Annotated in this window: 23 protein-coding genes; 13 read left to right on the top strand and 10 right to left on the bottom strand. The window is 47.5% G+C overall.

Translation table 11 applies throughout. From position 1 onward, the window contains the following. Window positions 1-47: 47 nt before the first annotated feature. Window positions 48-599: a fasciclin domain-containing protein gene (locus tag LN737_RS28345; protein ID WP_405514229.1), complete on the bottom strand. Its 552-nt coding sequence runs from the start codon at window positions 597-599 to the stop codon at window positions 48-50. Window positions 600-1,100: 501 nt separating this feature from the next. Between LN737_RS28345 and LN737_RS28340 the strand changes: the two genes are divergently transcribed. The 5 genes from LN737_RS28340 (at window position 1,101) to LN737_RS28320 (ending at window position 5,786) form a co-directional block, all read left to right on the top strand. Continuing rightward, entirely contained in the window at window positions 1,101-1,304 is a 204-nt protein-coding gene (locus LN737_RS28340) for a hypothetical protein (protein ID WP_405514227.1), read from the top strand. Window positions 1,305-2,082: 778 nt separating this feature from the next. Beyond that, window positions 2,083-2,754: a sensor histidine kinase gene (locus LN737_RS28335; RefSeq protein WP_405514225.1), complete on the top strand. Its 672-nt coding sequence runs from the start codon at window positions 2,083-2,085 to the stop codon at window positions 2,752-2,754. Window positions 2,755-2,906: 152 nt separating this feature from the next. Continuing rightward, entirely contained in the window at window positions 2,907-3,557 is a 651-nt protein-coding gene (locus LN737_RS28330; RefSeq protein ID WP_405514223.1) for a response regulator transcription factor, read from the top strand. A 97-nt stretch (window positions 3,558-3,654) separates the two neighbouring features. Next, window positions 3,655-4,674, top strand: coding sequence for a dipeptide epimerase (locus tag LN737_RS28325; protein ID WP_405514222.1), 1,020 nt, complete (start codon window positions 3,655-3,657; stop codon window positions 4,672-4,674). Then, on the top strand, window positions 4,671-5,786 hold the full coding sequence (locus LN737_RS28320; RefSeq protein WP_405514221.1) for an aminotransferase class I/II-fold pyridoxal phosphate-dependent enzyme: 1,116 nt from the start codon (window positions 4,671-4,673) through the stop codon (window positions 5,784-5,786). The genes LN737_RS28325 and LN737_RS28320 overlap by 4 nt, the downstream gene beginning before the upstream one ends. Window positions 5,787-5,862: 76 nt before the next feature. Here the strand turns inward: LN737_RS28320 and LN737_RS28315 are convergent, their stop codons facing one another. The 4 genes from LN737_RS28315 to LN737_RS28300 form a co-directional block, all read right to left on the bottom strand. Further along, window positions 5,863-6,702 carry a sugar phosphate isomerase/epimerase gene (locus LN737_RS28315; RefSeq protein ID WP_405514219.1) on the bottom strand — a complete coding sequence of 280 codons (840 nt, stop codon included), beginning with the start codon at window positions 6,700-6,702 and terminating at the stop codon, window positions 5,863-5,865. A 72-nt stretch (window positions 6,703-6,774) separates the two neighbouring features. Continuing rightward, complete coding sequence (locus LN737_RS28310; RefSeq protein ID WP_405514217.1) at window positions 6,775-7,683, bottom strand: DUF1338 domain-containing protein; 909 nt, start codon at window positions 7,681-7,683, stop codon at window positions 6,775-6,777. Window positions 7,684-7,712: 29 nt separating this feature from the next. Then, a complete protein-coding gene (locus tag LN737_RS28305; protein ID WP_405514215.1) occupies window positions 7,713-8,462 on the bottom strand; it encodes an acyl-[acyl-carrier-protein] thioesterase in 750 nt (249 codons plus the stop codon). Window positions 8,463-8,579: 117 nt separating this feature from the next. Next, entirely contained in the window at window positions 8,580-10,787 is a 2,208-nt protein-coding gene (locus tag LN737_RS28300) for a M28 family peptidase (RefSeq protein WP_405514214.1), read from the bottom strand. 257 nt (window positions 10,788-11,044) lie between these two features. Here LN737_RS28300 and LN737_RS28295 point away from each other — a divergent pair, with 257 nt between their 5' ends. Continuing rightward, the gene (locus tag LN737_RS28295; RefSeq protein ID WP_405514212.1) at window positions 11,045-11,503 is read left to right on the top strand and encodes a DUF1569 domain-containing protein; all 459 of its coding nucleotides are present in this window, start codon (window positions 11,045-11,047) and stop codon (window positions 11,501-11,503) included. 142 nt (window positions 11,504-11,645) lie between these two features. Further along, entirely contained in the window at window positions 11,646-13,262 is a 1,617-nt protein-coding gene (locus LN737_RS28290; protein ID WP_405514210.1) for an amidase, read from the top strand. Between the two features lie 337 nt (window positions 13,263-13,599). Here LN737_RS28290 and LN737_RS28285 read toward each other — a convergent pair whose 3' ends face one another. Beyond that, window positions 13,600-14,319, bottom strand: coding sequence for a LolA family protein (locus LN737_RS28285; RefSeq protein ID WP_405514208.1), 720 nt, complete (start codon window positions 14,317-14,319; stop codon window positions 13,600-13,602). Window positions 14,320-14,508: 189 nt separating this feature from the next. Between LN737_RS28285 and LN737_RS28280 the strand changes: the two genes are divergently transcribed. From LN737_RS28280 to LN737_RS28265, 4 genes are all read left to right on the top strand, one after another. Beyond that, window positions 14,509-15,726 carry a nucleoside permease gene (locus tag LN737_RS28280; protein ID WP_405514206.1) on the top strand — a complete coding sequence of 406 codons (1,218 nt, stop codon included), beginning with the start codon at window positions 14,509-14,511 and terminating at the stop codon, window positions 15,724-15,726. A 259-nt stretch (window positions 15,727-15,985) separates the two neighbouring features. Continuing rightward, on the top strand, window positions 15,986-16,480 hold the full coding sequence (locus tag LN737_RS28275; protein ID WP_405514204.1) for a DUF6036 family nucleotidyltransferase: 495 nt from the start codon (window positions 15,986-15,988) through the stop codon (window positions 16,478-16,480). A gap of 17 nt (window positions 16,481-16,497) precedes the next feature. Next, entirely contained in the window at window positions 16,498-17,289 is a 792-nt protein-coding gene (locus LN737_RS28270) for an exodeoxyribonuclease III (RefSeq protein ID WP_405514202.1), read from the top strand. A gap of 196 nt (window positions 17,290-17,485) precedes the next feature. After that, complete coding sequence (locus LN737_RS28265) at window positions 17,486-18,079, top strand: pseudouridine synthase (RefSeq protein ID WP_405514201.1); 594 nt, start codon at window positions 17,486-17,488, stop codon at window positions 18,077-18,079. A gap of 188 nt (window positions 18,080-18,267) precedes the next feature. On the opposite strand, the gene radC is transcribed toward LN737_RS28265, so the two are convergent. The 3 genes from radC to LN737_RS28250 all read right to left on the bottom strand — a co-directional run bounded on the left by radC (window position 18,268) and on the right by LN737_RS28250 (window position 19,858). Then, window positions 18,268-18,963, bottom strand: coding sequence for a DNA repair protein RadC (gene radC / locus LN737_RS28260; protein WP_405514199.1), 696 nt, complete (start codon window positions 18,961-18,963; stop codon window positions 18,268-18,270). 125 nt (window positions 18,964-19,088) lie between these two features. Continuing rightward, entirely contained in the window at window positions 19,089-19,355 is a 267-nt protein-coding gene (gene rpsT / locus LN737_RS28255) for a 30S ribosomal protein S20 (RefSeq protein WP_405514197.1), read from the bottom strand. A 104-nt stretch (window positions 19,356-19,459) separates the two neighbouring features. Next, window positions 19,460-19,858 (bottom strand): Dabb family protein, encoded by a 399-nt coding sequence (locus LN737_RS28250; RefSeq protein ID WP_405514195.1) that lies wholly within the window; start codon window positions 19,856-19,858, stop codon window positions 19,460-19,462. A 90-nt stretch (window positions 19,859-19,948) separates the two neighbouring features. Here LN737_RS28250 and LN737_RS28245 point away from each other — a divergent pair, with 90 nt between their 5' ends. Beyond that, a complete protein-coding gene (locus LN737_RS28245; protein WP_405514193.1) occupies window positions 19,949-20,974 on the top strand; it encodes a zinc dependent phospholipase C family protein in 1,026 nt (341 codons plus the stop codon). A 65-nt stretch (window positions 20,975-21,039) separates the two neighbouring features. Here the strand turns inward: LN737_RS28245 and LN737_RS28240 are convergent, their stop codons facing one another. Next, window positions 21,040-21,585 carry an RNA polymerase sigma factor gene (locus LN737_RS28240; protein WP_405514191.1) on the bottom strand — a complete coding sequence of 182 codons (546 nt, stop codon included), beginning with the start codon at window positions 21,583-21,585 and terminating at the stop codon, window positions 21,040-21,042. 737 nt (window positions 21,586-22,322) lie between these two features. On the opposite strand from LN737_RS28240, the gene LN737_RS28235 reads away from it, so the two are divergent. Further along, complete coding sequence (locus tag LN737_RS28235) at window positions 22,323-23,276, top strand: hypothetical protein (protein WP_405514189.1); 954 nt, start codon at window positions 22,323-22,325, stop codon at window positions 23,274-23,276. Window positions 23,277-23,532 lie beyond the last annotated feature (256 nt).

The following is a 23,532-nucleotide window of genomic DNA, read 5'->3' as shown; positions in this document are numbered from 1 at the left end:
CCCGTGGTTGCCACGGGGATTTTTCTATTCGGATAGAATCGGACTTATTACGGCATGAGCACCGTGTCGATTACGTGAATCACGCCGTTTGACTGATTTACATCAGGGATTGTTACTGTAGCCATTCCGCCTTTTGCGTCGGTGAGTTCAATTTTTTTGCCTTTTTGCATTGCCGTCAACGTACCACCCGAGGCTGTTTTCAGCGTGGCTTTCCCACCGCCATCCGCAATGGCTTTCATCAGGTCAGCTGCGCTCATTTTGCCCGGCACTACGTGGTAGGTCAGAATACCCGTCAACGTTTCTTTGTTTTCTGGTTTCACCAGTGTTTCAACGGTGCCTTTAGGCAGTTTATCGAACGCCTTATTGGTTGGTGCAAAGACCGTGAAAGGACCGGGACCCGAGAGCGTTTCGACTAAGCCTGCGGCTTTTACGGCTGCTACCAACGTCGTGTGATCTTTCGAATTGACGGCATTTTCAATAATATTCTTCGATGGATACATGGGTGCACCGCCCACCGTAACGGTTTTTTCCTGAGCAAAAGAGACCTGACTCAGCGCCAGTAATGTAAGTATAGCGAATACCGATTTGATCGTTTTCATGATGTTGTCTTTTTGAGTTAGTGAAACTGTGTACTGAATGCTTACTGGTGTTTGTCGACAACATGCAGACTTACGCGGGATTCGTGGTCTTTGGATTTATATCCGCTAAAAGAAATGTGTAATCATTTGATTTATAGTGCAATACGGAGAGGTTTCTGGATAGTCTATAAAAAAACAGCCCGCCGGATTAGTACCCGGCGGAGCTGCTCCTTCAAAAGGTGATGGATAGGTGATGAACAGAATGGATAGCCCAAAGTTGCCACAGAAACAGGCCGCAGAGTAGGGGAGATTTGCCCGATTTAAGAGCGGGAAAAAGGCGGGATTAATACGGGGAAAATACGGTATTTAGGTAATAACTTATTAATAATTTATAAAATCCTATTGATAATCAATGTGTTATTAATTTTAGGTATGCTTGGGCTTTTCCCCGTGTACAGCTCTTTATTTATACGAACACTTATTTTAGCATTGGTATTAATCTCACCCTAACTCAATCATAGTATGCTGGAATATGTGTTTAAAAAAGCCGAGCTGGCGAAACTGATTAAAGAGTCGCCAGACTCCGACAATGGTAATGTTATCATACAATTAGCCTTTAGTTTTGGCGACGCCCCCGGAACCTTTAAGGCTAAGGTTTGGGCTTTCAACGAAGAGAATGAAGCCGTAGGGGTTACGGGGTGCCCCAGACCGCCGGGCTGTGGTTAATGAGTCTGATTTTATATTCGATGTGGCAGTTATTTTATAAAGCCATTAACTATTTTGACCTGATCTCTCCTCTGTTATTATTTGTTTTGGCGGCTGCTAAAATAGATTGGCAGAGGAGAGACTATGTAGTTTATTATATTCTTGGCCAGGTCTTTTTTAACGGATATGCTACGATTCTGGATATTCTGGAATTCAACAATCTATTCGTTTACTCCCTCAACTTTTCCTGGTCTTTTTTTATCCTGGCGTTTTACTTTGCCAGGCTTTACAGAAATCCATTACTTACCAGGTTGATTTTCAGCTTCATTATCCTCTACCAATTACGCACTATTTTAAGTCTGCAATCGGCCGATTCGGTCGCTAGTTTCAACAGCGTACCTTTTGGGATAATCAGCCTGATGATAACAGTCGGTAGCCTGTTATATTACACACTTAAACTAGCCGTACAGCCAAAGGAAGATATCCTCCGGGTTAAGGATTTCTGGTACGTTAACGGGGTTTTCACGTACTACACCAGCAATTTCTTTATTTTTCTGACTTACAACACCTTAACCAATCGAAATTCGGCGAATATTGGTGTAATTTGGAAGATCCACAATGTGGTATTTCTAATTATGTGCGTGTATTTCTATATAGGTATGCGATGCAAAGTTTTACCGGAGAAGTAACTCTTGTCAGTATTGCTACGGTGTTTTTAGTACTGATTACAATGACCCCAATCGGCTTCGTAATCCTGCACCAACGCCAATACCGACGCTATCTTAACGACAAACGACAAATGACTGAACTTTACCAGCGCGAACTTCTTCAATCGCAGATCGAAATACAGAACCATACACTTCAGCAAATCGCGCAGGAACTTCACGATAACATTGGTCAGCTACTGACGGTAGCCGTTATGCGGCTGAATACCCTCGAAGATGAAGTGCAGGAACTGGAATCCCAGCGGTCTGTACAGCAAACTCGTGAATTGCTCAGAACCGTGATTTCAGATGTGCGAGCTCTTTCCAAAACGCTCGATTATGACACTGTTCAGCGATTCGGGCTACTGCCCAGCCTAACGCTTGAACTGGAACGTATTCAGCATACGGGCCGAATTCAGGCCCAGCTTATTACGTCGGGGGAGACGTATTCGCTTGGCGACCAGGCTGAAACTGTGCTATTACGTATGGCGCAGGAATCTATCAATAATGTACTGAAGCATGCCAGCGCCAGCAACCTGACTGTTTCGGTTCTCTACAAGCCTGACTGTTTTGTGCTTACGATTGCCGATGATGGGAAAGGATTCAATGTGGGAGAAGCCACTGCCCGAACTCTGGATCAGGCCGGTGCTGGTCTGAATAATTTGCATCGGCGGACCCGTTTACTGGGCGGTGCCTGTCGTGTCGACAGTAATTTCGGTGAAGGTACCCGTATTGAAATACAATTGCCACGTAACCAAATGATTTGAAAAAGCAATCTTATTAGTTTAAAGGTGTTAACTATAGTTAAAATGATACCCTAAAATGCTGGTTGATTAAAAAAATACCCCATTCGGGGTATTGTGTTTGGTGCGGTAACTCCCTATTTTTCAGGCGATAATCATACTAACACACCTTCCTCATGCCTACTTCCATCGCCATTGCCGACGATCATCATCTTGTGGCCGAAGCGCTTGCTGATTATGTTCGCAAATTTGACCAGTATGAAGTATTATTTGTAGCAGTAAACGGTCGTGATCTGATCAATCAGATCCAGCAAAGTAATCGGATTCCCGACATTGCTTTGCTGGATCTGCACATGCCAGAAATGGATGGATTTGAAACAACCCTACAACTTAAGCAACTGTATCCGACGGTAAATGTATTGGCACTTTCCATGACTGATCGGGAAGATCACATTGTTCAGGTAATACGTAACGGCGCACGTGGCTATTTGCTTAAAGGGTGTCGTCCGAGTGAACTCCGCCAGGCATTGGACGAAATTATGACCAAAGGCCATTATTATTCCGACTTTCTGACGTCGCAGCTCATTCGCAATCTGAATGCGCCCGGAGAGAGTAGTGTCGTTCCGATTTTCAACCTGAACGGGCGTGAGTCCGACTTTTTGAAAATGGCCTGTAGCGAACTGACTTATAATGAGATCGCTGATAAGATGTGTGTCAGTCCTCGTACGGTAGATGGCTATCGGGAAGTGGTATTTCAGAAAATGAACGTCCGAACGCGCGTGGGCATGGTGCTCGAAGCCGTTCGTCATGGGTTGATTCAGGTGTGATGAAATGATAGGGGAGAATGGCGATTGATAAACGATCTATGCCGGATCTGTTGTCAATCGCCATTCTTCATTTTACATTTCCCCATATCTTTGCTTAATGCAGTTAGTTCTTCATCGGGTCGACCTTCGGCTGACTCATACGTTTACCATTGCCCACGATAGCCGCGATGTGCAGCCGACGCTCATTGTCGAGCTGCGCGAGGGTGCGTATCGAGGGTTTGGCGAAGCCACGGCTACCCGTTATTACGGCATTACAATTGACGGCATGGTAGCCGCGCTTGAAGCTATTCGCCATCTGATTGAAGGCCATACCGTAGCTGATCCTGAAACGTTTTGGAGCGATATGCAGCCGCATCTGGCGCAGAACCCCTTTGCCTTGTGTGCTCTTGACCAGGCTGGGTGGGACTTGTGGGCGAAGCGGCAGGGGCAGCCGCTTTATAAACTCTGGAATCTTGATCCGGCTAACAGCCCGATCACAGATTACACCATCGGGCTGGATACACCCGGGCGGATGGTAGAAAAGATGCAGGAACGGCCCTGGCCGCTTTATAAAATAAAATTGGGCCGTCCAGAAGAGGATATCTCGCTTGTTCAGACGTTACGTCGGCATACCGATGCCGTGTTCCGGGTGGATGCCAATTGTGGCTGGACGCCCACAGAAACCATCACTAAATCCACTGTACTGGCTGATTTGGGGGTTGAATTCATCGAACAGCCACTTCCCGCCGACGATTGGGAGGGTGCCAGACAGGTATACGAACAATCGACTCTGCCCATTATTGCCGACGAAAGCTGCATTGTCGAATCCGATGTTGACAAGTGCGCGGGCTATTTTCATGGCGTCAATATCAAACTCACAAAGTGCGGAGGAATTACGCCGGCCCGTCGGATGATCGCCCGTGCCCGTGAGCTGGGGCTGCGCGTGATGGTGGGCTGTATGACTGAGTCAAGTGTAGGTATTTCGGCCATTGCCCAGTTGCTCCCGCTACTCGACTACGCCGATCTGGACGGCGCCATGCTCATTGCCAATGATCCGGCCAGGGGCGTTACGTTTGATTACGGCACCGTTATTTTTGCCAGTGAAAATGGTACAGGCGTTCAATTACTGGAACAATGAGCGAACGAGCGACTGAGCAGATGAGCGAAAGTTTTACCGTTAATCAACTTCCGAACCGGACCATACGGCATAACGGCCAGGAATACCTTTTCTTTAGTGGAACGGCCTATCTGGGTTTACCCCAGCATCCGGCCTTTCAGCAATTGATGGCAGAATCCGTTAATCAGTACGGTACTGTATTTGGCAGTTCGCGAAATGGAAATCTGCGTCTGAGTGTCTATGAAGAAGCTGAAGCAAAACTGGCGGCTGTTGTTGGAGCACCGTCGGCGCTGACGCTTTCGTCGGGGATGATGGCCGGGCAGGTTATTTCCAACTGGCTGCGGAGTCAGAACGCTACGTTTCTTTATGGGTCAAACGCGCACCCGGCGATGTGGCATCAGCCTTCTGTCGATCTGCCAACGCGTTCATTTGCTGACTGGTCGGCGCAGTTAGCCGATCAGGTACGTAGCCTGACGGCAGCTCAAACGAGTCTGAAGCCCATTGCCATTCTGGTTAATTCACTCGATGCTGTCCGTTCCGAATATTACGATTTCAACTGGATAGATGCTTTACCAGATGACGTACCTCTTACGCTTGTTGTGGACGATTCGCATGGCATTGGCGTACTGAACAATGGGCGCGGTATATGGCCGTCGCTGCCTCAAAAACCGAATATTAGCGTAATAGTTACGGCCTCGCTGGCTAAGGCGATGGGGCTGCCGGGCGGAGCTATTTTCGGTGATTCTGCTACGTTGACAGCCATCCGCCGGACGGCGTTCTTTGGTGCCTGTTCACCCATGCCTCCTGCCTGTTTAGCGGCTTTTCTGCAAGCTGATACGTTGTATACTGAAGGGCGTGAACAACTTAGCCGGAATGTAGCGCTTGCCGAGCAGTTTCTGGGTTCGACGGGGTTGTTTCAGCAGGCAGATGGGTATCCGGTTTTCTACACGGAACAAGATGCACTGTATGGATATCTGCTAGAAAAAGGGATTTTTATTTATTCGTTTGCCTACCCAACAGCAGCAGATCGCGCCAACACGCGCATTGTTATCAGCGCCTTTCATACGCTCGAGGATATTAAGCGCGTTGCCGAGGGAGTTAATGAGTTCAAACGCAAAGGACGCAAAGAGTAGCGCAGAGGTCGCAAAGAACGTAACCAATTTTTCCCGGCGATCTCCGCGTTACCTTTTGCGCCTTTGCGTTAAAAAACTATTTCAATCCTTCCAGAAATGTTACACTGGCGGGTACCTGCTCCACGGAGCGCGACGATTCATCTTCAATAAAATAGTACTTCACGCCCGATTTTTTAGCCTGTTTCAGAATAGCCGCTATCCCCACGTCGCCCTGCCCCAGTGTTACGTTCGATTCGACATCCGAATGTCCTGTATTGGAGTCGGGTGTACCGGGCTTACGATCTTTTAAGTGCATGAGCAGAAAGCGTTTAGGGTATTTCTGCAGGATGGCAACCGGGTCGTAGCCGGGGGCTTTGACCCAAAAAACATCCATCTCAAAATTGACGTATTTAGGGTTAAGGTTTTCGGCCAGGTAATCGAAGAACGTAGCATCTTTATACGTCTGAAATTCGTAGCCGTGCGTGTGATAACAGAGCGTAACGCCATTATCGGCCAGCAGTTTTCCGGCGGTGTTAAATACATCGATGGCTCGGTCGGCGTCGTAAATCGTAAACGCGTCGCCACCGTGAGGAATCCAGAAACAGGCTACGTATTTGGCACCTAATGCCTTCGCTTCCGTCAGGATTTTCGGTACGTTGTTGTCGAGGTCTTCAAAACTGGCGCCGACACTGATTACTTTGACTCCGTTCTGATCCAGAATTTTTCGAAAATCGGGCGCACTCAGGCCGTACGTTCCCGCTACTTCGACCTCCCGGAAACCCATCTGCTTTACCTGTGTCATGGTGCCCGGAACATCTTTCGAAAATTGATTTCGAAAGCTATAAAGGCCTAAACCCACCGGCGCAGGTTTCTGGGCCAATGCCGCCAGACCCGACATCAGTAATCCGGCCAGAAAAAAAGTATAGGTTCGTTTCATAGAGTAAAGGGTAAAAAGTTTAGGGTCAATGGTCTGAACACGAACGCTGAGTCTCAAACGTAAAACGATACGCTATCTACCCGTTTGGGTAGTAAATGTGCTTTCGAAAATCTTGTCGGCATTGCCTGTTTCAAACCCTTCTCGTCGGTGCTGGCGGGTAATCTGGTCAGCGGGCAGGTTCTGGAACGAAGGAAGCACCCGTCGTTCGGCAAATTCTACGTATGAGCCAGCAATGCGGAATACGTTACCGTCGGCAAACTCAGCATCAATCATTTGCGCAACGGTTGACGCTTGCCGCAGATTACCATCGGGGCTAACCTTGATCGTGCCCCCCGCCGAGTTGAGCCGGAAACCGCGCCGTTCCAGAAATGCTACGTATTCATCGATGGTGTTGTAGCCCGGTTTGAGGTTATGAACGCTGATGGTAAAGTGGTTCAGGTAATAGCGATTGTAAATCACCCAGGCCGCATATTCGCTTTCCTTCAATAGTGTCTGGTAGTCGGCCAGGGTCGGCGTTGTCCAGAGCGGTTGGTGCAGAAAGCGGTCAACCGCTTCGGCATCGTCCAGATCCAGCGCATCGACCGGATCGCTCGTGACTGTATCGGTATAGTGGTGAATGATGCGCTGAACTTCGTCGGAGAGCTCATGTACCCGAAGTTCACTCGCAAAAATGCGTGGGTAATGCGGTTCTGGCGGGCTATACCAGTAAGCCGTCAGTTTCTTTTCAGTGAAGTTGTACTCATCCCGCTTTTCGTAGCCGTAGTGCAGAAAAATCTTCTCGAACGACGCTATGCCGAGGTTTGGTACGCCCATCGTTCGGAAGGCAATGTGGTCATTCTCAATTTCCTCCGGCGCCGTAATGATGCCTTCTTCGATCATAGCCTTGATCACCTTCTGGACGTCGGGAACGCGTTCACTGTACCGACGCATAAGGCCACCCAATACGGCATCGAGGGTTTGAGTAGGGGATGACGTTATCATAAAAGCTAGTTTTTGCCTGCTATTAACGGTTAGCTGAAAGTCCAGCGAGTACGGGCCAGCAAAACATCCTTACCCGTATCGCCCTGAATAATTCGGTGTACGAACGCATCCGACGGTTCGGGAGCTGACTGCACCAGCAACTGGTCGCCCCAATGACTTTCAGAACGGTAAACTAAATCAATTTCGGTTAATTCGCCAGTCTGTAGCGTCTCTTTATCGAGAGATTCGATCAGCCACTGCACATACGCTACGTTATTGACGTGCTGGTTCTGGTCAATGCTCAGCCAGCCAACCTCTACGTCCTTTTGCCGGGTGGCACCAAACGGTTTCGTTTGAAAATCGGGTTTGCCCGGCAGTTTCGGTAACGGCTCAGGACCGATAGGTGGGCTCAGGGCCTTAATAAAATCGGGAAGCGGCACCATCGCCCGTTTTTCCATACTGAAAACCAGCCAGACACTGGTCGCGTCGGCCAGCAGATTACCGGTTTCGTCTTCAATTCGAAAATCGCGATGAATGAAATATTTCTCAACATCAGTAGGGTACGTAATGACCCGGATCGTTTGCCCATAGCGTGGATAGTGATGCATACGTAACCGAAAGCGCATGAGCATCCATCCGAAACCCTGACGTTCGAGGTCCGCTATACCAATCCCGTAATCGAGCGCATTCCGGTTGGCCGATTCCTGCATGAAATTCATTAGCGCTGGAATACTTAGCCGCCCCAGCGCGTCGCACTCATACCCCCGCAACGTAACCGTATCGGTTTGAATAAAAGCCATGAATTGAGTTCGTAAGAGGGGCCAAAAATAAAAGGGCTGAACCGGTTTAAGCCTGATTCAGCCCTTTTATTTTGTCAGATTTGGCTATGACTCCAATGGAGCCATGCGAATACGCGCCTATCGATTCCCGCTACCCACCGCCGACGGGCCACTCATACCCTGCGAAAGCGTTAGGAGTTTGTCGCTCAGGGTTTGAATCGCTTTTTTATAACGAGCTTCCAGATCAGGCAGGTTGGCGGTCGATTTCAGCGAAGCTTCGTAAAGCAGGCCGGGTAGCATCCAGGACGCATAGCCGCTGTTGGGGTCCGAAGAAGCGTAAAGCGACTTATACCAGCCCCCAAACGCATTGCCTTTCGGGTCGATAAACGACCGTTCGAGCAGACGAAGTTCTTTGTTTAAATCCGCCAGTTTATCCGTGCGGCCTGTTTTCAGGTAATTCTGCCGGGCCGTTTCGCAGGCGTCGGCATTCTTTTTCAGGTCGGCTACCACATTGAGGAGTGGAGCAATCGAATACGTTGGGGCATACGCCTGAATGGCTTTTTCGGCCGCTTTCAGGTGAACGGCCAGGTCGGTCGGATACCGGGCTACGTCGTACGGAACAAGGTCGGCATTGGCGAGCCGGAGCGTCATGGTGCCGACAACCTGCTCCATCATCGGGCCCATTTTATAAGTCGGATCAGCAAATTTGTCGTAGAAATACAAATCGTCATATTGAGAATGGTAGAGCGTTGGCCCTTCGGTACCCGCACTCAGCGAGGGGATGCCGATGTGCATATAGGGCGCGATATGGTCTGAGCCACCGCCGAGGTTACCAATCGTTGGTTCGCCATCCATCACCGCCGGTGCCGATGAACCCGTCACGCGGGTCGGATTGCCAGCCGCTTTATGACCCAGCCAGTGCTGATACACGGTTTTGTTCGAGTCGGGGTATTGCACCGACTGTGTGGCTTCGATAATCAGTTTTTTCATGGATGGCGAAGCACTCGCCCCGAATGTCCGCCCCGAAACGGCCGCGTCGTAATTCATGTACGCAACGGCTTTCTGCGACAGTTCATCCCGAAATTGCTCACTCCACTCGGCCGACCCAATCACGCCCGGCTCTTCGGCATCCCAATGGCATACTTTGATGGTACGTCGTGGGCGCTGTCCGGCTTTCGCCAGCTTGCCCAGCGATTCGGTCATGCTCAGCAGCATAGCGGTACCGGAGTTGGGGTCTGTAGCACCAAATGACCAGGCATCGTAGTGACAACCGGCAATGATCCATTCGTCGGGAAATTCTGCGCCGGTTAACGTACCGACCACCTGATAAATCCGCTGAATGGCTTTTTCCTGCTTCACCATCAGCCTTACTTTCAATTCTTTACCTCCTTCGAGCCGGTACGTATAGGGCAAACCTCCCTGCCAGCCAGCCGGCACCGACTTTGCGCCAGTCATGCGTTTTAGAATTTCGGTTGCTGAGCCATAGGGGAGGGGCGTCACCGGAATTTTGTGCAGCACTACGTCCTTTATATCCATCCGTTTGGGCGTGTTTTTGGCGTCCAGCGGGAGGGCGGCTTCACCGGGCGTGAGTGGGTCGCCGGTGTAAGGCGTTGTGATGAGCGAACCGCGCTGGATGACGCTTTCGCTGTAATACGGTCCTTCCGGAAAGGTCAGCCCGCGCATGTAGCCTGAGTCGGCAGGGTCGGTGAAGATAATAACGCCAATGGCTCCGGCCGCCTGCGCAAACTGCGCTTTATAGCCCCGAAAGTTGCCACCATAGCGAGCCAGCACGATCTTGTCTTTCACCGAAATGCCCATGGCTTTCAGCTGCTCAAAATCTTCTTTACGTCCATAATTGGCATACACCACTTCGGCCGTTACGTCGCCCGAGCCCGACCAGGCATTATAACCGGGCGTCAGCCGTGGGTCGCTGCTGTATTTGTCTTCCTTGAACAAAAACTCCCGGATGTTCAGCGGCTGACGAATCGGTTCGACCAGTTCTACGGCAATGTCGCCAGGGCCTTTGGGCAGCAGTACGTCGTGGGGATAAATATCGACCTGCCAGCCCGCTTTACGCATGGTTTCGGCGATGTAGTCGCGTACCTGCTCATTCTCTTTTGAACCCGTAATATGCGGTACGCTGCTGAGTTTTTCAAGGTGATTTTTAAACGCGGCCGACGATTGTTTGGCTTTAAATTCCGTTTCAAGTTTGATCTGAGCTGCCTGCCGCGCCGGAACAAAGCCCGAAAGCATCGGCGACGTACTCGACTGCGCCTTTGCGGATACTATACCCAGCAGGAAAGCGAGGGGAAGCCAGGTAGTTGTTAGTAGAGAGGGGTATCGCATAAGAAGTAGGTTGTATGATTTCCAAATATCGGCAATTACACCCATAAGCGAAATGGCGAGCAGGCTGGTTTTGAGGGGAATTCGTTGCTAAAATAAGACCTTGGCTTGGCCTGAAGGAAAAGGACAATATATTGCTTTAATAAATCTATTCCTGAACGAGCGCGTCAGGCATTTTCAGAAAATAGTTTAGAAATAGCGTCGATTTTTAGCCAATCAATCGTCTAAACAGAAAGCATACAAATCGCTACTTTTTTCAAATGACACTACCTAATATTTTTGAAAGCGAGGTTTCTAACAACGTAATAGAACGGATTAATCAGCTAAAGCCGACTACGCAACCAAACTGGGGGAAAATGAACGTGGCGCAGATGCTGGCACATTGTTGTGTTAGATACGAAATGCTGTATGAAAACAAGCACCCCAAGCCCAATTTCCTCATGAAGATCCTGTTGAAAGCGTTTGTGAAAGATGCTGTCACAGGACCTAAACCTTACAAGCGAAACTCGCAGACGGCTCCTGCCTTTCGCATTGCCGATGCACGCAATTTTGACGCAGAACGCAAGCGGTTAATCGATTATATAACACGAACGCAGCAACTGGGCGAAGATCATTTTAATCAGAAAGAATCGCATTCGTTCGGGGCATTGAGCAAGGATAAATGGAATACGATGTTTTACAAGCACTTGGATCATCATTTGCAGCAGTTCGGTGTGTGAATTCTTTCCGACAGGATTAATCGAATTGGCAGGGTTGATTTGATTCATCAAATAGAAAGTAAATCCGGTTAATCCTGCCAGAAAGCCTAAAATGTGGTAATTTGTGCGTTTCTATCAATCTGAATTACGCCCAACTTACCTCATGAATCGTCGGAGTTTTGTTAAAACCAGTTCAGTCTTTTCGGTATCGGCTGCTACGTTGACCGCCTGCTCATCGCCCAAATCAGAAAGTCCGGCAAACGATACGTCTCCTTTCGTTGATGAGTTTGCGCTCAATGAACTTACCATCAACGATCTGCAAAAGAAGATGCAGTCGGGCGAGTATACGTCCGAAGCCATTACCCAACTCTATCTGGACCGGATCGACGCCATCGACAAAAAAGGACCGCGCCTGAACGCCGTTATTGAAGTTAATCCTGACGCGTTGACCATTGCTAAAGCGATGGATCAGGAACGGAAAGACGGCAAACTTCGTGGCCCGATGCATGGCATTCCGGTACTCATAAAAGACAACATCGACACGGGCGACCAGATGATGACCACGGCCGGTGCTTTAGCGCTGGAAGGCCATAAAGCGGCTAAGGATGCGTTTGTTGCTGCTCAGTTGCGAAAGGCTGGTGCGGTTATTCTGGGCAAAACAAACCTGAGTGAGTGGGCTAACTTCCGATCGACCCGCTCCAGTAGTGGCTGGAGTAGTCGGGGTGGCCAAACCCAAAATCCTTACGTATTGGACCGAAACCCAAGCGGTTCCAGTTCAGGTTCCGGCTCGGCGACGTCGGCCAATCTATGCTCAGTTGCGGTGGGCACCGAAACGGATGGCTCCATCATTTGCCCCTCCTCTATGTGCGGGCTGGTTGGCCTGAAACCGACAGTAGGATTGGTTAGCCGAAGTGGAATTATTCCCATCTCACAAACGCAGGATACCGCCGGACCAATGGCCCGAACCGTAACCGATGCGGCTATTTTGCTAGGCGCATTAGTTGGCGTCGATCCAGCCGATGCCGTTACGCTCGAAAGCCGTGGTAAGAGCGCAGCTGACTATACCCAATTTCTGAAACAGGACGGGCTGACGGGTAAACGGATTGGCATCGAAAAATCCTTTCTGGAAGGCCACGAAGACGTAGTAGCTCTATACAAAGCGGCCATTGGCATACTCAAAAAACAGGGCGCTACAGTCGTAGAAGTCGAATTACGGAAAGAACTTCGCGATATGAGCGATGCCGAATTTACCATACTGCAATATGAGTTCAAAGCTGGCGTGAACCGCTACCTGTCGACCGCCAATGCCAGGGTGAAGACTTTAGCCGATGTGATTGCCTTCAACAAACAGAATCAGGCGAAAGCCATGCCATTCTTTAAACAGGAAACCCTCGAAAGCAGCGAAGCCAAAGGCGATTTGAGCAGTAAAGAATACACCGAAGCCCTAGCTAAAACCCGAAGCTGGCGCCAACGTATCGACAAGCTGATGGCGACTAATAAACTCGATGCCATTGCCGGTACAAGCATCGGCCCAGCGGGCTGCATCGACCTAATCAACGGCGACTACGACACGGGCTTTTATTTTTGCCAACCAGCCGCGATGGCCGGTTATCCTCACCTGACCATCCCGATGGGCACCGTCCATGGTCTACCCGTTGGTTTCTCCCTCATCGCCGGAGCGTATCAGGAGGGAGCCTTACTCTCAATGGGTTACGCCTACGAGCAGGCATCTAAGAAGCGGGAACGGCCGGGGTTTGTGGGATCGCTGATTCCGGGTTGATATTTATAAAAACACTTGCTCAGGAGGTAGCAGATTAGATTGTACGTCGTCAAGTAAAAGTGGACAAAAGGGGGAAATGGGAAGAGACAATTCAGTAAATTGTTTCTTCTAAGTCACCTTGGTTATGTCCACTTTTACTTGACGACGTTCATATGCCGACTGTTCGGTTACCGCTTCCATGTCACTCCGGTGTTTTAAAGTTTTTGTAAGTATGACGAAAAGTTAGCGGTCGGGGCAACGTTGACATCCGTGTTTAGCGACATTCTCAAAAAAAGCATAAAAAAAGAGACGCTTTTAATGCGTCTCTTTAAACGATGAATTCGGCTTTTTACTGCTCTTACTTCGGCATGGCGAAGATCGACGGGTCAATTTTGGGGTTGAACGTAATGTTCGTCAGGTTCATGGATAGCGGGCCGGGCATACCTGGATTTTCGAGTTCCAGCGATGACGGGATGTTGAGCCCTTCAACCGTTTTGTAATTACCGTACTTCACCTTTACCTCACCCGATTGGCCTTGTGCGCTCACGGTTGTTTTCATCCCCAGTAATTGATAGGTGTTTGCATCAACGTAGTAGTTTGCTACGCCTTCCGGCCGCGTTACTTTCAGGTTGAATACGTCTTTATTATCCTGTTTTTCTTTGCCGACCAGTTCAGTCGGATATTTTTTATCTTTCGCCGTAAGCAGGTCCGTTCCCACGACTGAAGCGTTGCCTTTCATGATTTTTAGCTGATCATCGGGCAGTGGTTGGGCCGATGTGCCGCCCATCATCGGATTAATCATCCAGCCTTTGTCGCCGTCGAAAGCCTGCGTGATCTGCTGCCCCATGATAGACATATCGCTACGGTAGGATTGCCCTACCACAATCGACGTCTTGCCTGTCAACTCCTGACCCATGATGCTCATGTTCTGATCATACTGAAGCGTTTTAACCGAGGCAACTTTATCGGCTCCGCCCAGCGCTGCTATGTTTTTATCAATAATTTCATCGGCTGTCTGCGCAAAGGTTAAAGCCGGGATTGCCACCAGGGCAACGAGGTTAATCAGTTGTTTTTTCATGAAAGTTTAGTCAGAAACTATGTCAAATATACTGAATTCACTCCGTAAACGGGAAGGCAATAATCAGCAGAACTGAAAAGATACGAATACGTTTCTGCATGGTCGGTAACTTTAGCGGCCGGTCGGCTTGCAGGGCTGACGGTCGTTTTCTACCTTCAAGGTTGAAACCTTAAAAACAATAGCCTCGCAATGCTGTCAACGACCCGCATTAAGCTTTCCGTCATGATGTTCCTCCAGTTTTTTGTGTGGGGAGCCTGGTACGGTCAGATGAGTAAATACCTCTTAACCCAACTCCATTCGACTGGTGACCAGGTTGGTAATGCCTATGCTGCGTTTTCGCTGGCCATGATCATCGCTCCCTTTTTCGTTGGCATGATTGCTGACCGGTATTTTGCCGCGCAGAAGGTGCTGGGCGTGTTGAATCTGCTGGGGGCTGTTGTTCTGTATTTTATCACGAAGAATACCGACCCAAATAATTTCTTTTTCCTGATTCTGGCCTATTGCCTTACGTTTGCGCCCACGCTGGCCCTTACGTCGTCGATAGCCATGCAGCAGATGACCAGCCCCGAAAAGGAGTTTCCGGGTATTCGGGTATTGGGAACGGTATCCTGGATTATCGTCACGAACATTGTTGGCTACTACGGCTTCGGCGATAAAGTGACGATTTTCCAGCTGTCGATGTATTCGGCGATTGTATTGGGCGTGTTTGCGTTCTTCCTGCCCGATACACCACCCAAAGCTACTACATCCACTACGTTCTCGCAGATTCTGGGACTGGATGCGTTCAAACTGTTTAAAGATCGCTCGTTTGCCATTTTCTTCCTGTCGTCGGTCCTGATCTGCATCCCCCTTTCCTTTTATTACGCTATGGCGAACCCTTCGCTAACGGATGGCGGTATGCAGAACGTAGAGAACAAAATGTCGCTGGGGCAGGCGTCGGAAGTGATATTTATGCTGCTGATTCCGCTGGCCTATACACGCCTGGGTGTTAAGAAAATGCTCATCGTGGGCCTGATCGCCTGGATTGTTCGCTTTATCTGTTTCGGCTATGGCGACGGTGGTTCGGGCGAATGGATGCTCTATCTGGCTATCGTGCTACACGGGGTTTGCTACGACTTCTTCTTCGTAACGGGGCAGATTTATACGGACAATAAAGCGGGTGAAAAAATTAAATCATCGGCGCAGGGATTGATTTCGCTGGCTACGTACGGGATCGGCATGGGAATAGGTTCCAAGCTGTCGGGAATTGTGCTGGATATGTACACCCGTCCCGATGGCACGAAAGACTGGCTGGGCGTGTGGCTTGTTCCGGCGGGTATTGCCGCTATCGTTCTGGTTCTGTTCGTGCTGCTGTTCTCCGATAAAAAGCGGAGTCAACCCAAAGAAGACGAACTGGTGTTGAAGTAATGGATAATGAGTAATGTAGAATGAATAATTAACGGCGATGCATTCTACATTATTCATTGAGAACAGTAGTTATGGAAAAGAAACGACGTATTACATTTTATAGCGATTTGAACGGACCGCATGAGGACCAGGTTCGGGAACAAGTGTCTATGACGCCGGAAGAACGTTGGCAGGTATTTATTAAGCTTCGCCGAATGTATTACGGGTTAGTCGGCGATCCTCCAAAGCTATCAAAAAATATCACGATCACACGGCCCTCATGGATGTAGAAAGTTCGGAGTTCCTGGATTTCGTAGCAATTGCTGACAAGCATGAATTACAATACATTCTCATTGGTGGATTGGCTATGATTCTGAACGGAGCGATTCGATTCACGCAGGATGCTGACCTCTGGCTTGAGCCAACTAATGAAAATAGAGATCGTTTTATAAAGTCATTATTAGGCTTTGGTTACGATGAAATTTCAGTTCAGAGCATGCGTAGCGCCGATTTCACACAACCACAAATGGTTCGCATTCATGATATCCCTATGGACGTAATGACCAGTGTCCATTACCGTTTAGATTATTATGCCTGTCGAAAAAGAGCTCGGGCTTTTACAACAAAAGGCGGGCAAATCATCTATTTTCTGCATATAAATGACCTTCGTGAGACAAAAGTTTTAGCTCGGCGCACGAAAGACTTGAATGATATTCTGATGATTGATGAAATCATTGACGAAGTCAAGAAACAAAATAAATCAGGTGAAGAATAGTCCTTCTCCCTAATTCAATGCAACTTATTTCGTACAACCTAAACGGCATTCGGGCGGCAATACGTAACGGCCTGATTGACTGGCTCTCTACGCAACATTTCGATGTACTCTGCTTTCAGGAGGTGAAAGCCACCGCCGACGTAGTAGACCTGACTGTTTTTGAGCAGTTGGGGTACTGTTATCATTGGCATGCTGCCGAAAAGAAAGGTTATTCCGGAGTTGCTACGTTTTCAAAGATTGCTCCATCCAACGTAGTGTTAGGTTGCGGATTACCGGTTTATGACTGTGAAGGACGTATCCTTCGCACCGACTTCGGCGATGTTACGTTGCTGAACTGCTACTTCCCTTCCGGCACAACAGGGGAGGTGAGGCAGGGCGTAAAAATGGAATTCCTGCGTGATTTTTATGAGTACGTGGAAACGTTACGTCAAACACGTCCGAAATTGATAGTGGTTGGCGACTACAACATTGCCCACAGCGCCATTGATATTCACGACCCCGTACGGAATAAAAACACAACGGGTTTTCTGCCCGAAGAACGCGCCTGGATGGATCAATGGTTTGGTTCGGGTATGACGGATGCGTTTCGGTATAAACATCCCACCGACGTAGCCTACAGCTGGTGGAGCTACCGGGCCGGTGCACGTAGCAACAATAAAGGCTGGCGCATTGACTACGTATCCATTACCGACAACCTTCGCGATGAAATCATTGATTGTACAATGTTGCCCGACGCTGTTCACGCTGATCATTGCCCGGTGTGGTTGACAATGTCTGAACCGCCAGGCGGCCCCGCGGGATTTGAATGATTTATCTGATTTATTAAGATTCTACAGTCTCACTTACATTACCTTAAATCAACGTGTATTATGCCAGTTGTACGCCCGAATCTCCAGATTCGGGCGTACAACTGGCATAAGATTCCAGATAATAGATTGATTGTCAAAAACTTATCAACTAAATTATCCGTAATTTACGTTAAATCAAGAAAATCATTCAAATCCTGTGAATCCTGGTTCAGATTACTTCCTCATCTATAAACCGTATCTCATGCTTTCGCAATTCAGCCGAGAGGGCGATAAACCAACGCTGGCGGATCTGGCGTTTGATTTTCCGAAAGATGTTTATCCGGTAGGTCGGCTCGATGCCGATAGTGAGGGACTACTTTTGCTGACGAGCGATAAACAACTGAACCACCGGCTGCTGAACCCGAAGTTTCGCCATAACCGGACGTATTACGTGCAGGTTGAAGGAGCATTGACCAACGAGGCCTGTCAACTGCTGGCTGCGGGCGTTACAATTTCGATAGATGGCAAACCTTACCATACACTTCCCGCCAATGCGCAAATCATTGACGAACCGGCTCTGCCTGAGCGCACGCCCCCCATCCGTTACCGGGCCAGTATTCCGACATCCTGGCTGTCGATTTCACTGCACGAAGGGAAAAACCGACAGGTACGTAAAATGACGGCGGCTGTGGGGTTTCCCACGCTCCGGTTGGTACGCTGGGCTATAGAAAACGTAACAGCAGATGGCATGCTTCCGGGGCAGATTCAGAAGTTAAATCGGGCTGACCTCCTGCGCGGGTTACGTCTTTGAGAAGATGAGCGAACCGTAAGCTGTAGTGGAAATAAGGCGTTGTTGTCAATACGTCCACTACAAGCTTACAGGCTGACAATCTGCAGTTTTGTTGTCAGATCAAGGTAGAAAAAATGGAAGTCGCCGGAATTAGAGCGCGATTAAAATTGCCTTAAGGTCACTGGTGCTAGAGCCAGGTCGTGCCAGACTCAAAAGATGCCTTCGTCGGCGAAACTATAGTAGGCTTTGTCCGTAAAAATCAGATGATCGAGAATCGGGATATCCAGAATCCGACCGGCTTCTTTTAATTTACGAGTTAGGTCTTTATCTGCCTGCGAAGGGATCAGATTGCCCGACGGATGATTGTGAAACAAAATCATTGATGAGGCCAGGTGATCAATAGCCTGCTTAAAGATCAACTTGGGGTCAGCTACCGTTCCGGCTACACCACCTGTGCTGATTTGTACAGGTTTCAGGATTTCGTTAGCCCGGTTCATTAGTAAAATCCAGAATTCCTCATGCGGCTTATCCATCAGATGCGGAATCATCTCATTGTAGGCGTCCCGTGAACACGTAACACGGGCCCGTTGCGGACGATCCTGCTCTTTCCGCCGACGCCCCAGTTCGAGAGCCGCCACTATGCTGATTGCCTTGGCTTCACCAATACCCCGAAATTTTGATAAGTCTTTTACACTCAGCTTAGCCAGATCGTTCAGGTTATTTCCGACGCTTTTGAGAATAATTTTGGCTACGTCGACTGCTGTCAGGTCTACTGTTCCCGAATTGATCAGAATCGCAATCAGTTCGGCTTCCGACAAAGCTGCCTTGCCTTTGAGCATAAGCTTTTCGCGCGGGCGGTCTTCCTCGGCCCAGCTTTGAATTGTGCCGGAAGTCTGGTAAGTCATAGTATGCAAGTATGTTACGACGGTGATTTCGTTTACAAAATGCATCAAAAAACCTTACCCGCAAAAAGGTAAGGTTCCTTGAGGACTGATCAACCGCACCGACACGGCAACGAACAAAGCTGAAATTAAGCTGTAGCGGTTTGCAGGCTATTTACCAGACGAGCCAATTTCGACTTGTTGTTAGCCGCTTTATTCTTATGGATGATGTTACGCTTAGCCAGTTTATCCAGCGCTGATGAAACCGTTTTGAACAGTTCAACTGCCATAGCTGGGTCAGTAGTAGCACGGAGTTTTTTTACCATGTTACGGGTCGTTACGTGCTGATAACGGTTCTGTAGCCGCTTCTTGGCACTCGACCGAATTGCTTTTTTTGATGACTTATGGTTTGCCATTGATATATAAATGAGATCGTTGTCGCGATATGAGGGCGCAAAAATAAGAATTTCGGTTGGAACAACCAATAGTTCCAACCGAAATTCTTATCAGAGCACTATGCTTACTGGCGAATATCAGCGTTGACAATCAACGTTTTTTCCCAGATACCCTTATGCTGATCCATAAATTGTTTGTAGGCCGGACTGTTCTCAAATAATTTAATGTCGGCTTCACTCTGAAACGTCAGATAATGTACGACGTCATAATCAGAAACAGCCTGATTTGGTAAAATTGTCTTGCCCGACGTGTAATTAACGATCTGTGGAATTTCATGCTTTAGAGCTGCAAAATCGTTCATATGCTGCTCAACAGCTTTGTTTTCGACCCCATTTTTGAATTTTACACACACAATTTGCTGTTTCTGGGCTTTTCTGGCGGGTGAGTAAGCACCATAGATTGTTAAGGCAAACGCACACATTAACACAATGATCAATGTATATCCTTTTGATTTCGCACTCATGATTTCTGATTTTTTGTTGTTTCTCAAAATATTATTCTGAATAACATGGTCGTTTAGTTGAATAGTTAAATATTTTTACCTTAAAGTACCATGTTTTGTCAAATGTACAACGGTTTTATTTGGTTACTAGTTTCCGGCAATATTTTTTTGGGAAGTTTACTGAACGGCAACCGGTTTTATTCATCCCAATCAGCTAAAATTCGACCCGTTTGGGGCTTCTATGCCCACCAACAAATCAACCGATTGGCCGTGTTTACGTTGCCTGCTGATATGATGCCTTTCTTCAAAAAATATATTGGCTTTCTAACCGATAATGCAGTCAATCCTGATAAGCGTCGGTACGCAGTTGTGGGAGAGGCTCCCCGCCATTTTATCGATCTTGATGCGTATCCGGACACATCGAGTGTCACATTGCCACGCTACTACAAGGAGGCTGCTGAGCGTTACGGAGCCGATACACTGGCTATACACGGACTGGTTCCGTGGCAAATACAATTGACGAAATATCAGTTGACGGAAGCATTCAGGCAGCGTAACGTCCGGCGTATTTTGCGGGTAGCAGCTGATTTGGGTCATTATATTGCTGATGCCAACGTACCGCTGCATACAACGCGGAATTATAATGGTCAGTTGACAAATCAGCAGGGTATTCATGGTTTTTGGGAATCACGCCTACCAGAACTATTCAGCACGGAGTACGATTTTCTGACCGGACAGGCTGAGTATGTTTATTCACCGCAGAAAGCGGCCTGGCGGGCCGTTTTTAGGGCTAATACGGCGCTGGATTCCGTTTTGCGGTTTGAGCAAACTTTAACCGAAGAAGTAGGGGAGACCCGAAAATACGGCTTTGAGGAACGTAATGGTCTGACAACCAAAGTTTATTCGGCTGATTTCTCACGCAAGTATCACGAACTGCTTCGCGGACAGGTAGAACGTCAGATGCGGTTGTCGATTAAAATGGTTGGTGATTTCTGGTATACGTGCTGGGTAGACGCAGGTCAACCTGATTTGCGTCCTTTGGCAACGTATCAGTTTACCGAGGACGAACGCAAAGAGGACGCTGAAGAAAAGAAAATCTGGTTGAAAAGACTGTTTTCAGCAAGAAGCGAAGAGTAGAATGGACTAGAATTATAAGACAACGCTAAGTAAGATTCTGAGAATCACACACCTGTGGCACCCTTTTAGGTATGTGATTGGCTATATAGACGCTCAATTTTATCGCGGCTACGCTTGAGCCGCATCTTGATGGCACTCACCTTGATCTGATACAAACCCGCCAGCTCCTCAATACTCAAACCCTGCTCATACTTCTGACGTAACAGCAACTGCTCACTGGCCGACAGACCGCTCATCGCCCGATGCACCCGATCCAGTTGCTCCTCCCCAAGACCGCTCTCCCGGCTCTCGCTCAGGTCCATCCCGTCCTCCAGGGAGGTGGTATGAAGCCGTTTGGCCAGCCGCAGCTGATCCGAGCAATAATTATGGGCAATCGAGGTCAGCCAGGTGGCAAAGCTGGAGCGTTGCTGAAAATGATCCAGTTTGCTGAAGGCTTTCATGAAGATGTCGTGGGTGAAGTCCTGGGCGGTTTGGGCATCTTTGGTCATGAACAGGCAGCGATGGTAGACGCGGGCGACGTAACGCTTGTAGAGCGCTTCAAAGCACTGGTTGGGTTGTTCAGTCAGGTACTGACGAATCATTTCCTCGTCAGTTAATGAAACCGTCTTCATAGGGAGTTTAGGTAAGTAAACTATAGTGACAGTGAATACAAAATGAATCGTATAACTATAAATTTTAGCCTCCTTAAAGAATAAGTGATTTTGGACTGAAAATACAAAAAATGGACGATCAGCAACCTTTAAAGGAATATTTATCCCTAACCTATTTATTTAATGGAATACAGTAGATTATTTCTGGACGAAAGGCATCGAAAATTTAGCTGTAAAAAAGCGTAAGGAAAAGCGGTTTATTTTGATAGCTATGTATATAATTTGTTAATATTTTGTTTCCTATATTGCTAAAAAAGATATAAATCTCATATTATTGTAGTCAAAAAAAGATTGTTTAATTTAGATTTAATGTGGTGTTGTTTTACAACTAACTATGTATAAAACATACAATAAATAGCTATATATGATAAATTGTCGATTAAATATTGATTCTGTATAAATTTTAGAAAACCAGGATTTTACGTCATATAAATGTAGCATTATTTATATTTCAATATGATACATTTGTTCTCTTGAGTTGGGAATCCAAGCAGAAATGGTCTTGTTAATTATTATTTTTCAAATATATATTTTTCGGTCAATAGGGATAAAAAAATACCCTGTAACATTAACCGAAAAATTACTCAGATTAATTACTTATTACCGTCTTATATTTGCAAGATTCATAATTACTTTCTATCATCGTTAGTTTTTACGAATATATAGTAGCATATCACTTTTCTCTCTCTTTTTAACCCATGACAAAACTCTATCATTCTTTCTGTTTGAACAAAACCCTTCGTTCGTATTCAGCATGGATTGTCGCAATTGGTTTCTTTGTAAATGTTTTGGTAAGCTCGTCTTTATTGGCTTCGCCTGATAAGCGTAATTTGGAAGTTACCCAAAAAACGTCAGCTCTCTCCAGTGGTAGTATCAAATTGGATTGTGTTACTCCTACGTTTGGTTCGATAACCTATACGCCCAATGAAATCTTCCAGGGCGGTCCATCTTCTTTAACCTCAACTATTACCGGGCTTCTTCCAAGTACTACACAAACCTTTGTGTACACGATTGATGGCGTCGTTCAGACTCCTTCAACTGTCACTAGCGATGCGACTGGCAAAGTTGTTAACCCATTAAGTGCTGAAGAGAACGATGCCGCTTCTCACTTATCGGTAGGAGTACACACAATCGCCATCACCGAAATAACGGCCAATGGCTGCTCACTTACGTTGACCAGCAATAACACAACGACTTTAACGGTTAAACCCTCGATTATACCAAGACCTGATCTGAGTCCAGTTATATATTCGGCTCCTACCACTCAATATGGTACTTCTCAGCTCACTGTAGTGGTTGATGTGTTCGAATTAAAGTCTACGGCTACTACCCAAACAATTAGGGTTTTCATTAATAAGGCTCCACAGATTACGCTTAGCTTACCGGCTGGCGCTACGTCCGTAGGTGGCCGCTCAGTACAGAATGCAGACTGGAGCTTTAGTGATTCGGAGGACCCTGACTATTATGTATTGACAACAACTTCTGTAATTGGCGCAGGCAATAAACTTTCTTTTGGTTTAATGGGCACATTTACGTCCGGAAGTACATCTGGGACAATTGCTCTGGTTTCCGTCGTTGAGCCATTTTCGGGTGGCGAGTTGCAGGTTAATAATAACATGGATAGCGATAGGATTGATTACTTTGGCCAATAGGCTTGCTACAATACCCAACACTTATCGGCCTCTTCCTGCTACTATCAATACTGACTGGTAGCAGGAAGAGGCCGATAAGTATTTTATAATAAGTACTTTACGAAGTCATCTGTATCTAAAACTTACGAAAACTTTATTCTTATTAGCGGGGTTATACTACTATCACAAACGTCAGTCTATAACATATGAGCCGATTTTACCTTAATCATCCAACTGACTGTTATGATTATACGGAAGAAATCGCATGTACCTGGAC

The sequence above is a fragment of the Spirosoma sp. KNUC1025 genome (assembly GCF_045160025.1).
In the GTDB taxonomy this organism is placed as follows: domain Bacteria; phylum Bacteroidota; class Bacteroidia; order Cytophagales; family Spirosomataceae; genus Spirosoma.
This window is presented reverse-complemented; position numbering and strand designations above follow the sequence as displayed.

What these genes read in the sequence shown, in the direction of transcription:
- LN737_RS28330 (WP_405514223.1), top strand. Translation starts at nt 2,907, where the DNA reads ATGCCTACTTCCATCGCCATTGCCGACGATCATCATCTTGTGGCCGAA.
- LN737_RS28310 (WP_405514217.1), bottom strand. Translation starts at nt 7,683, where the DNA reads ATGATAACGTCATCCCCTACTCAAACCCTCGATGCCGTATTGGGTGGC.
- rpsT (WP_405514197.1), bottom strand. Translation starts at nt 19,355, where the DNA reads ATGGCAAACCATAAGTCATCAAAAAAAGCAATTCGGTCGAGTGCCAAG.
- LN737_RS28300 (WP_405514214.1), bottom strand. Translation starts at nt 10,787, where the DNA reads ATGCGATACCCCTCTCTACTAACAACTACCTGGCTTCCCCTCGCTTTC.
- LN737_RS28340 (WP_405514227.1), top strand. Translation starts at nt 1,101, where the DNA reads ATGCTGGAATATGTGTTTAAAAAAGCCGAGCTGGCGAAACTGATTAAA.
- LN737_RS28320 (WP_405514221.1), top strand. Translation starts at nt 4,671, where the DNA reads ATGAGCGAACGAGCGACTGAGCAGATGAGCGAAAGTTTTACCGTTAAT.
- LN737_RS28250 (WP_405514195.1), bottom strand. Translation starts at nt 19,858, where the DNA reads ATGAGTGCGAAATCAAAAGGATATACATTGATCATTGTGTTAATGTGT.
- LN737_RS28305 (WP_405514215.1), bottom strand. Translation starts at nt 8,462, where the DNA reads ATGGCTTTTATTCAAACCGATACGGTTACGTTGCGGGGGTATGAGTGC.
- LN737_RS28325 (WP_405514222.1), top strand. Translation starts at nt 3,655, where the DNA reads ATGCAGTTAGTTCTTCATCGGGTCGACCTTCGGCTGACTCATACGTTT.
- LN737_RS28345 (WP_405514229.1), bottom strand. Translation starts at nt 599, where the DNA reads ATGAAAACGATCAAATCGGTATTCGCTATACTTACATTACTGGCGCTG.
- LN737_RS28270 (WP_405514202.1), top strand. Translation starts at nt 16,498, where the DNA reads ATGCAACTTATTTCGTACAACCTAAACGGCATTCGGGCGGCAATACGT.
- LN737_RS28280 (WP_405514206.1), top strand. Translation starts at nt 14,509, where the DNA reads ATGCTGTCAACGACCCGCATTAAGCTTTCCGTCATGATGTTCCTCCAG.
- LN737_RS28275 (WP_405514204.1), top strand. Translation starts at nt 15,986, where the DNA reads ATGGATGTAGAAAGTTCGGAGTTCCTGGATTTCGTAGCAATTGCTGAC.
- LN737_RS28295 (WP_405514212.1), top strand. Translation starts at nt 11,045, where the DNA reads ATGACACTACCTAATATTTTTGAAAGCGAGGTTTCTAACAACGTAATA.
- LN737_RS28245 (WP_405514193.1), top strand. Translation starts at nt 19,949, where the DNA reads ATGTTTTGTCAAATGTACAACGGTTTTATTTGGTTACTAGTTTCCGGC.
- radC (WP_405514199.1), bottom strand. Translation starts at nt 18,963, where the DNA reads ATGACTTACCAGACTTCCGGCACAATTCAAAGCTGGGCCGAGGAAGAC.
- LN737_RS28290 (WP_405514210.1), top strand. Translation starts at nt 11,646, where the DNA reads ATGAATCGTCGGAGTTTTGTTAAAACCAGTTCAGTCTTTTCGGTATCG.
- LN737_RS28240 (WP_405514191.1), bottom strand. Translation starts at nt 21,585, where the DNA reads ATGAAGACGGTTTCATTAACTGACGAGGAAATGATTCGTCAGTACCTG.
- LN737_RS28285 (WP_405514208.1), bottom strand. Translation starts at nt 14,319, where the DNA reads ATGAAAAAACAACTGATTAACCTCGTTGCCCTGGTGGCAATCCCGGCT.
- LN737_RS28315 (WP_405514219.1), bottom strand. Translation starts at nt 6,702, where the DNA reads ATGAAACGAACCTATACTTTTTTTCTGGCCGGATTACTGATGTCGGGT.
- LN737_RS28335 (WP_405514225.1), top strand. Translation starts at nt 2,083, where the DNA reads ATGACTGAACTTTACCAGCGCGAACTTCTTCAATCGCAGATCGAAATA.
- LN737_RS28235 (WP_405514189.1), top strand. Translation starts at nt 22,323, where the DNA reads ATGACAAAACTCTATCATTCTTTCTGTTTGAACAAAACCCTTCGTTCG.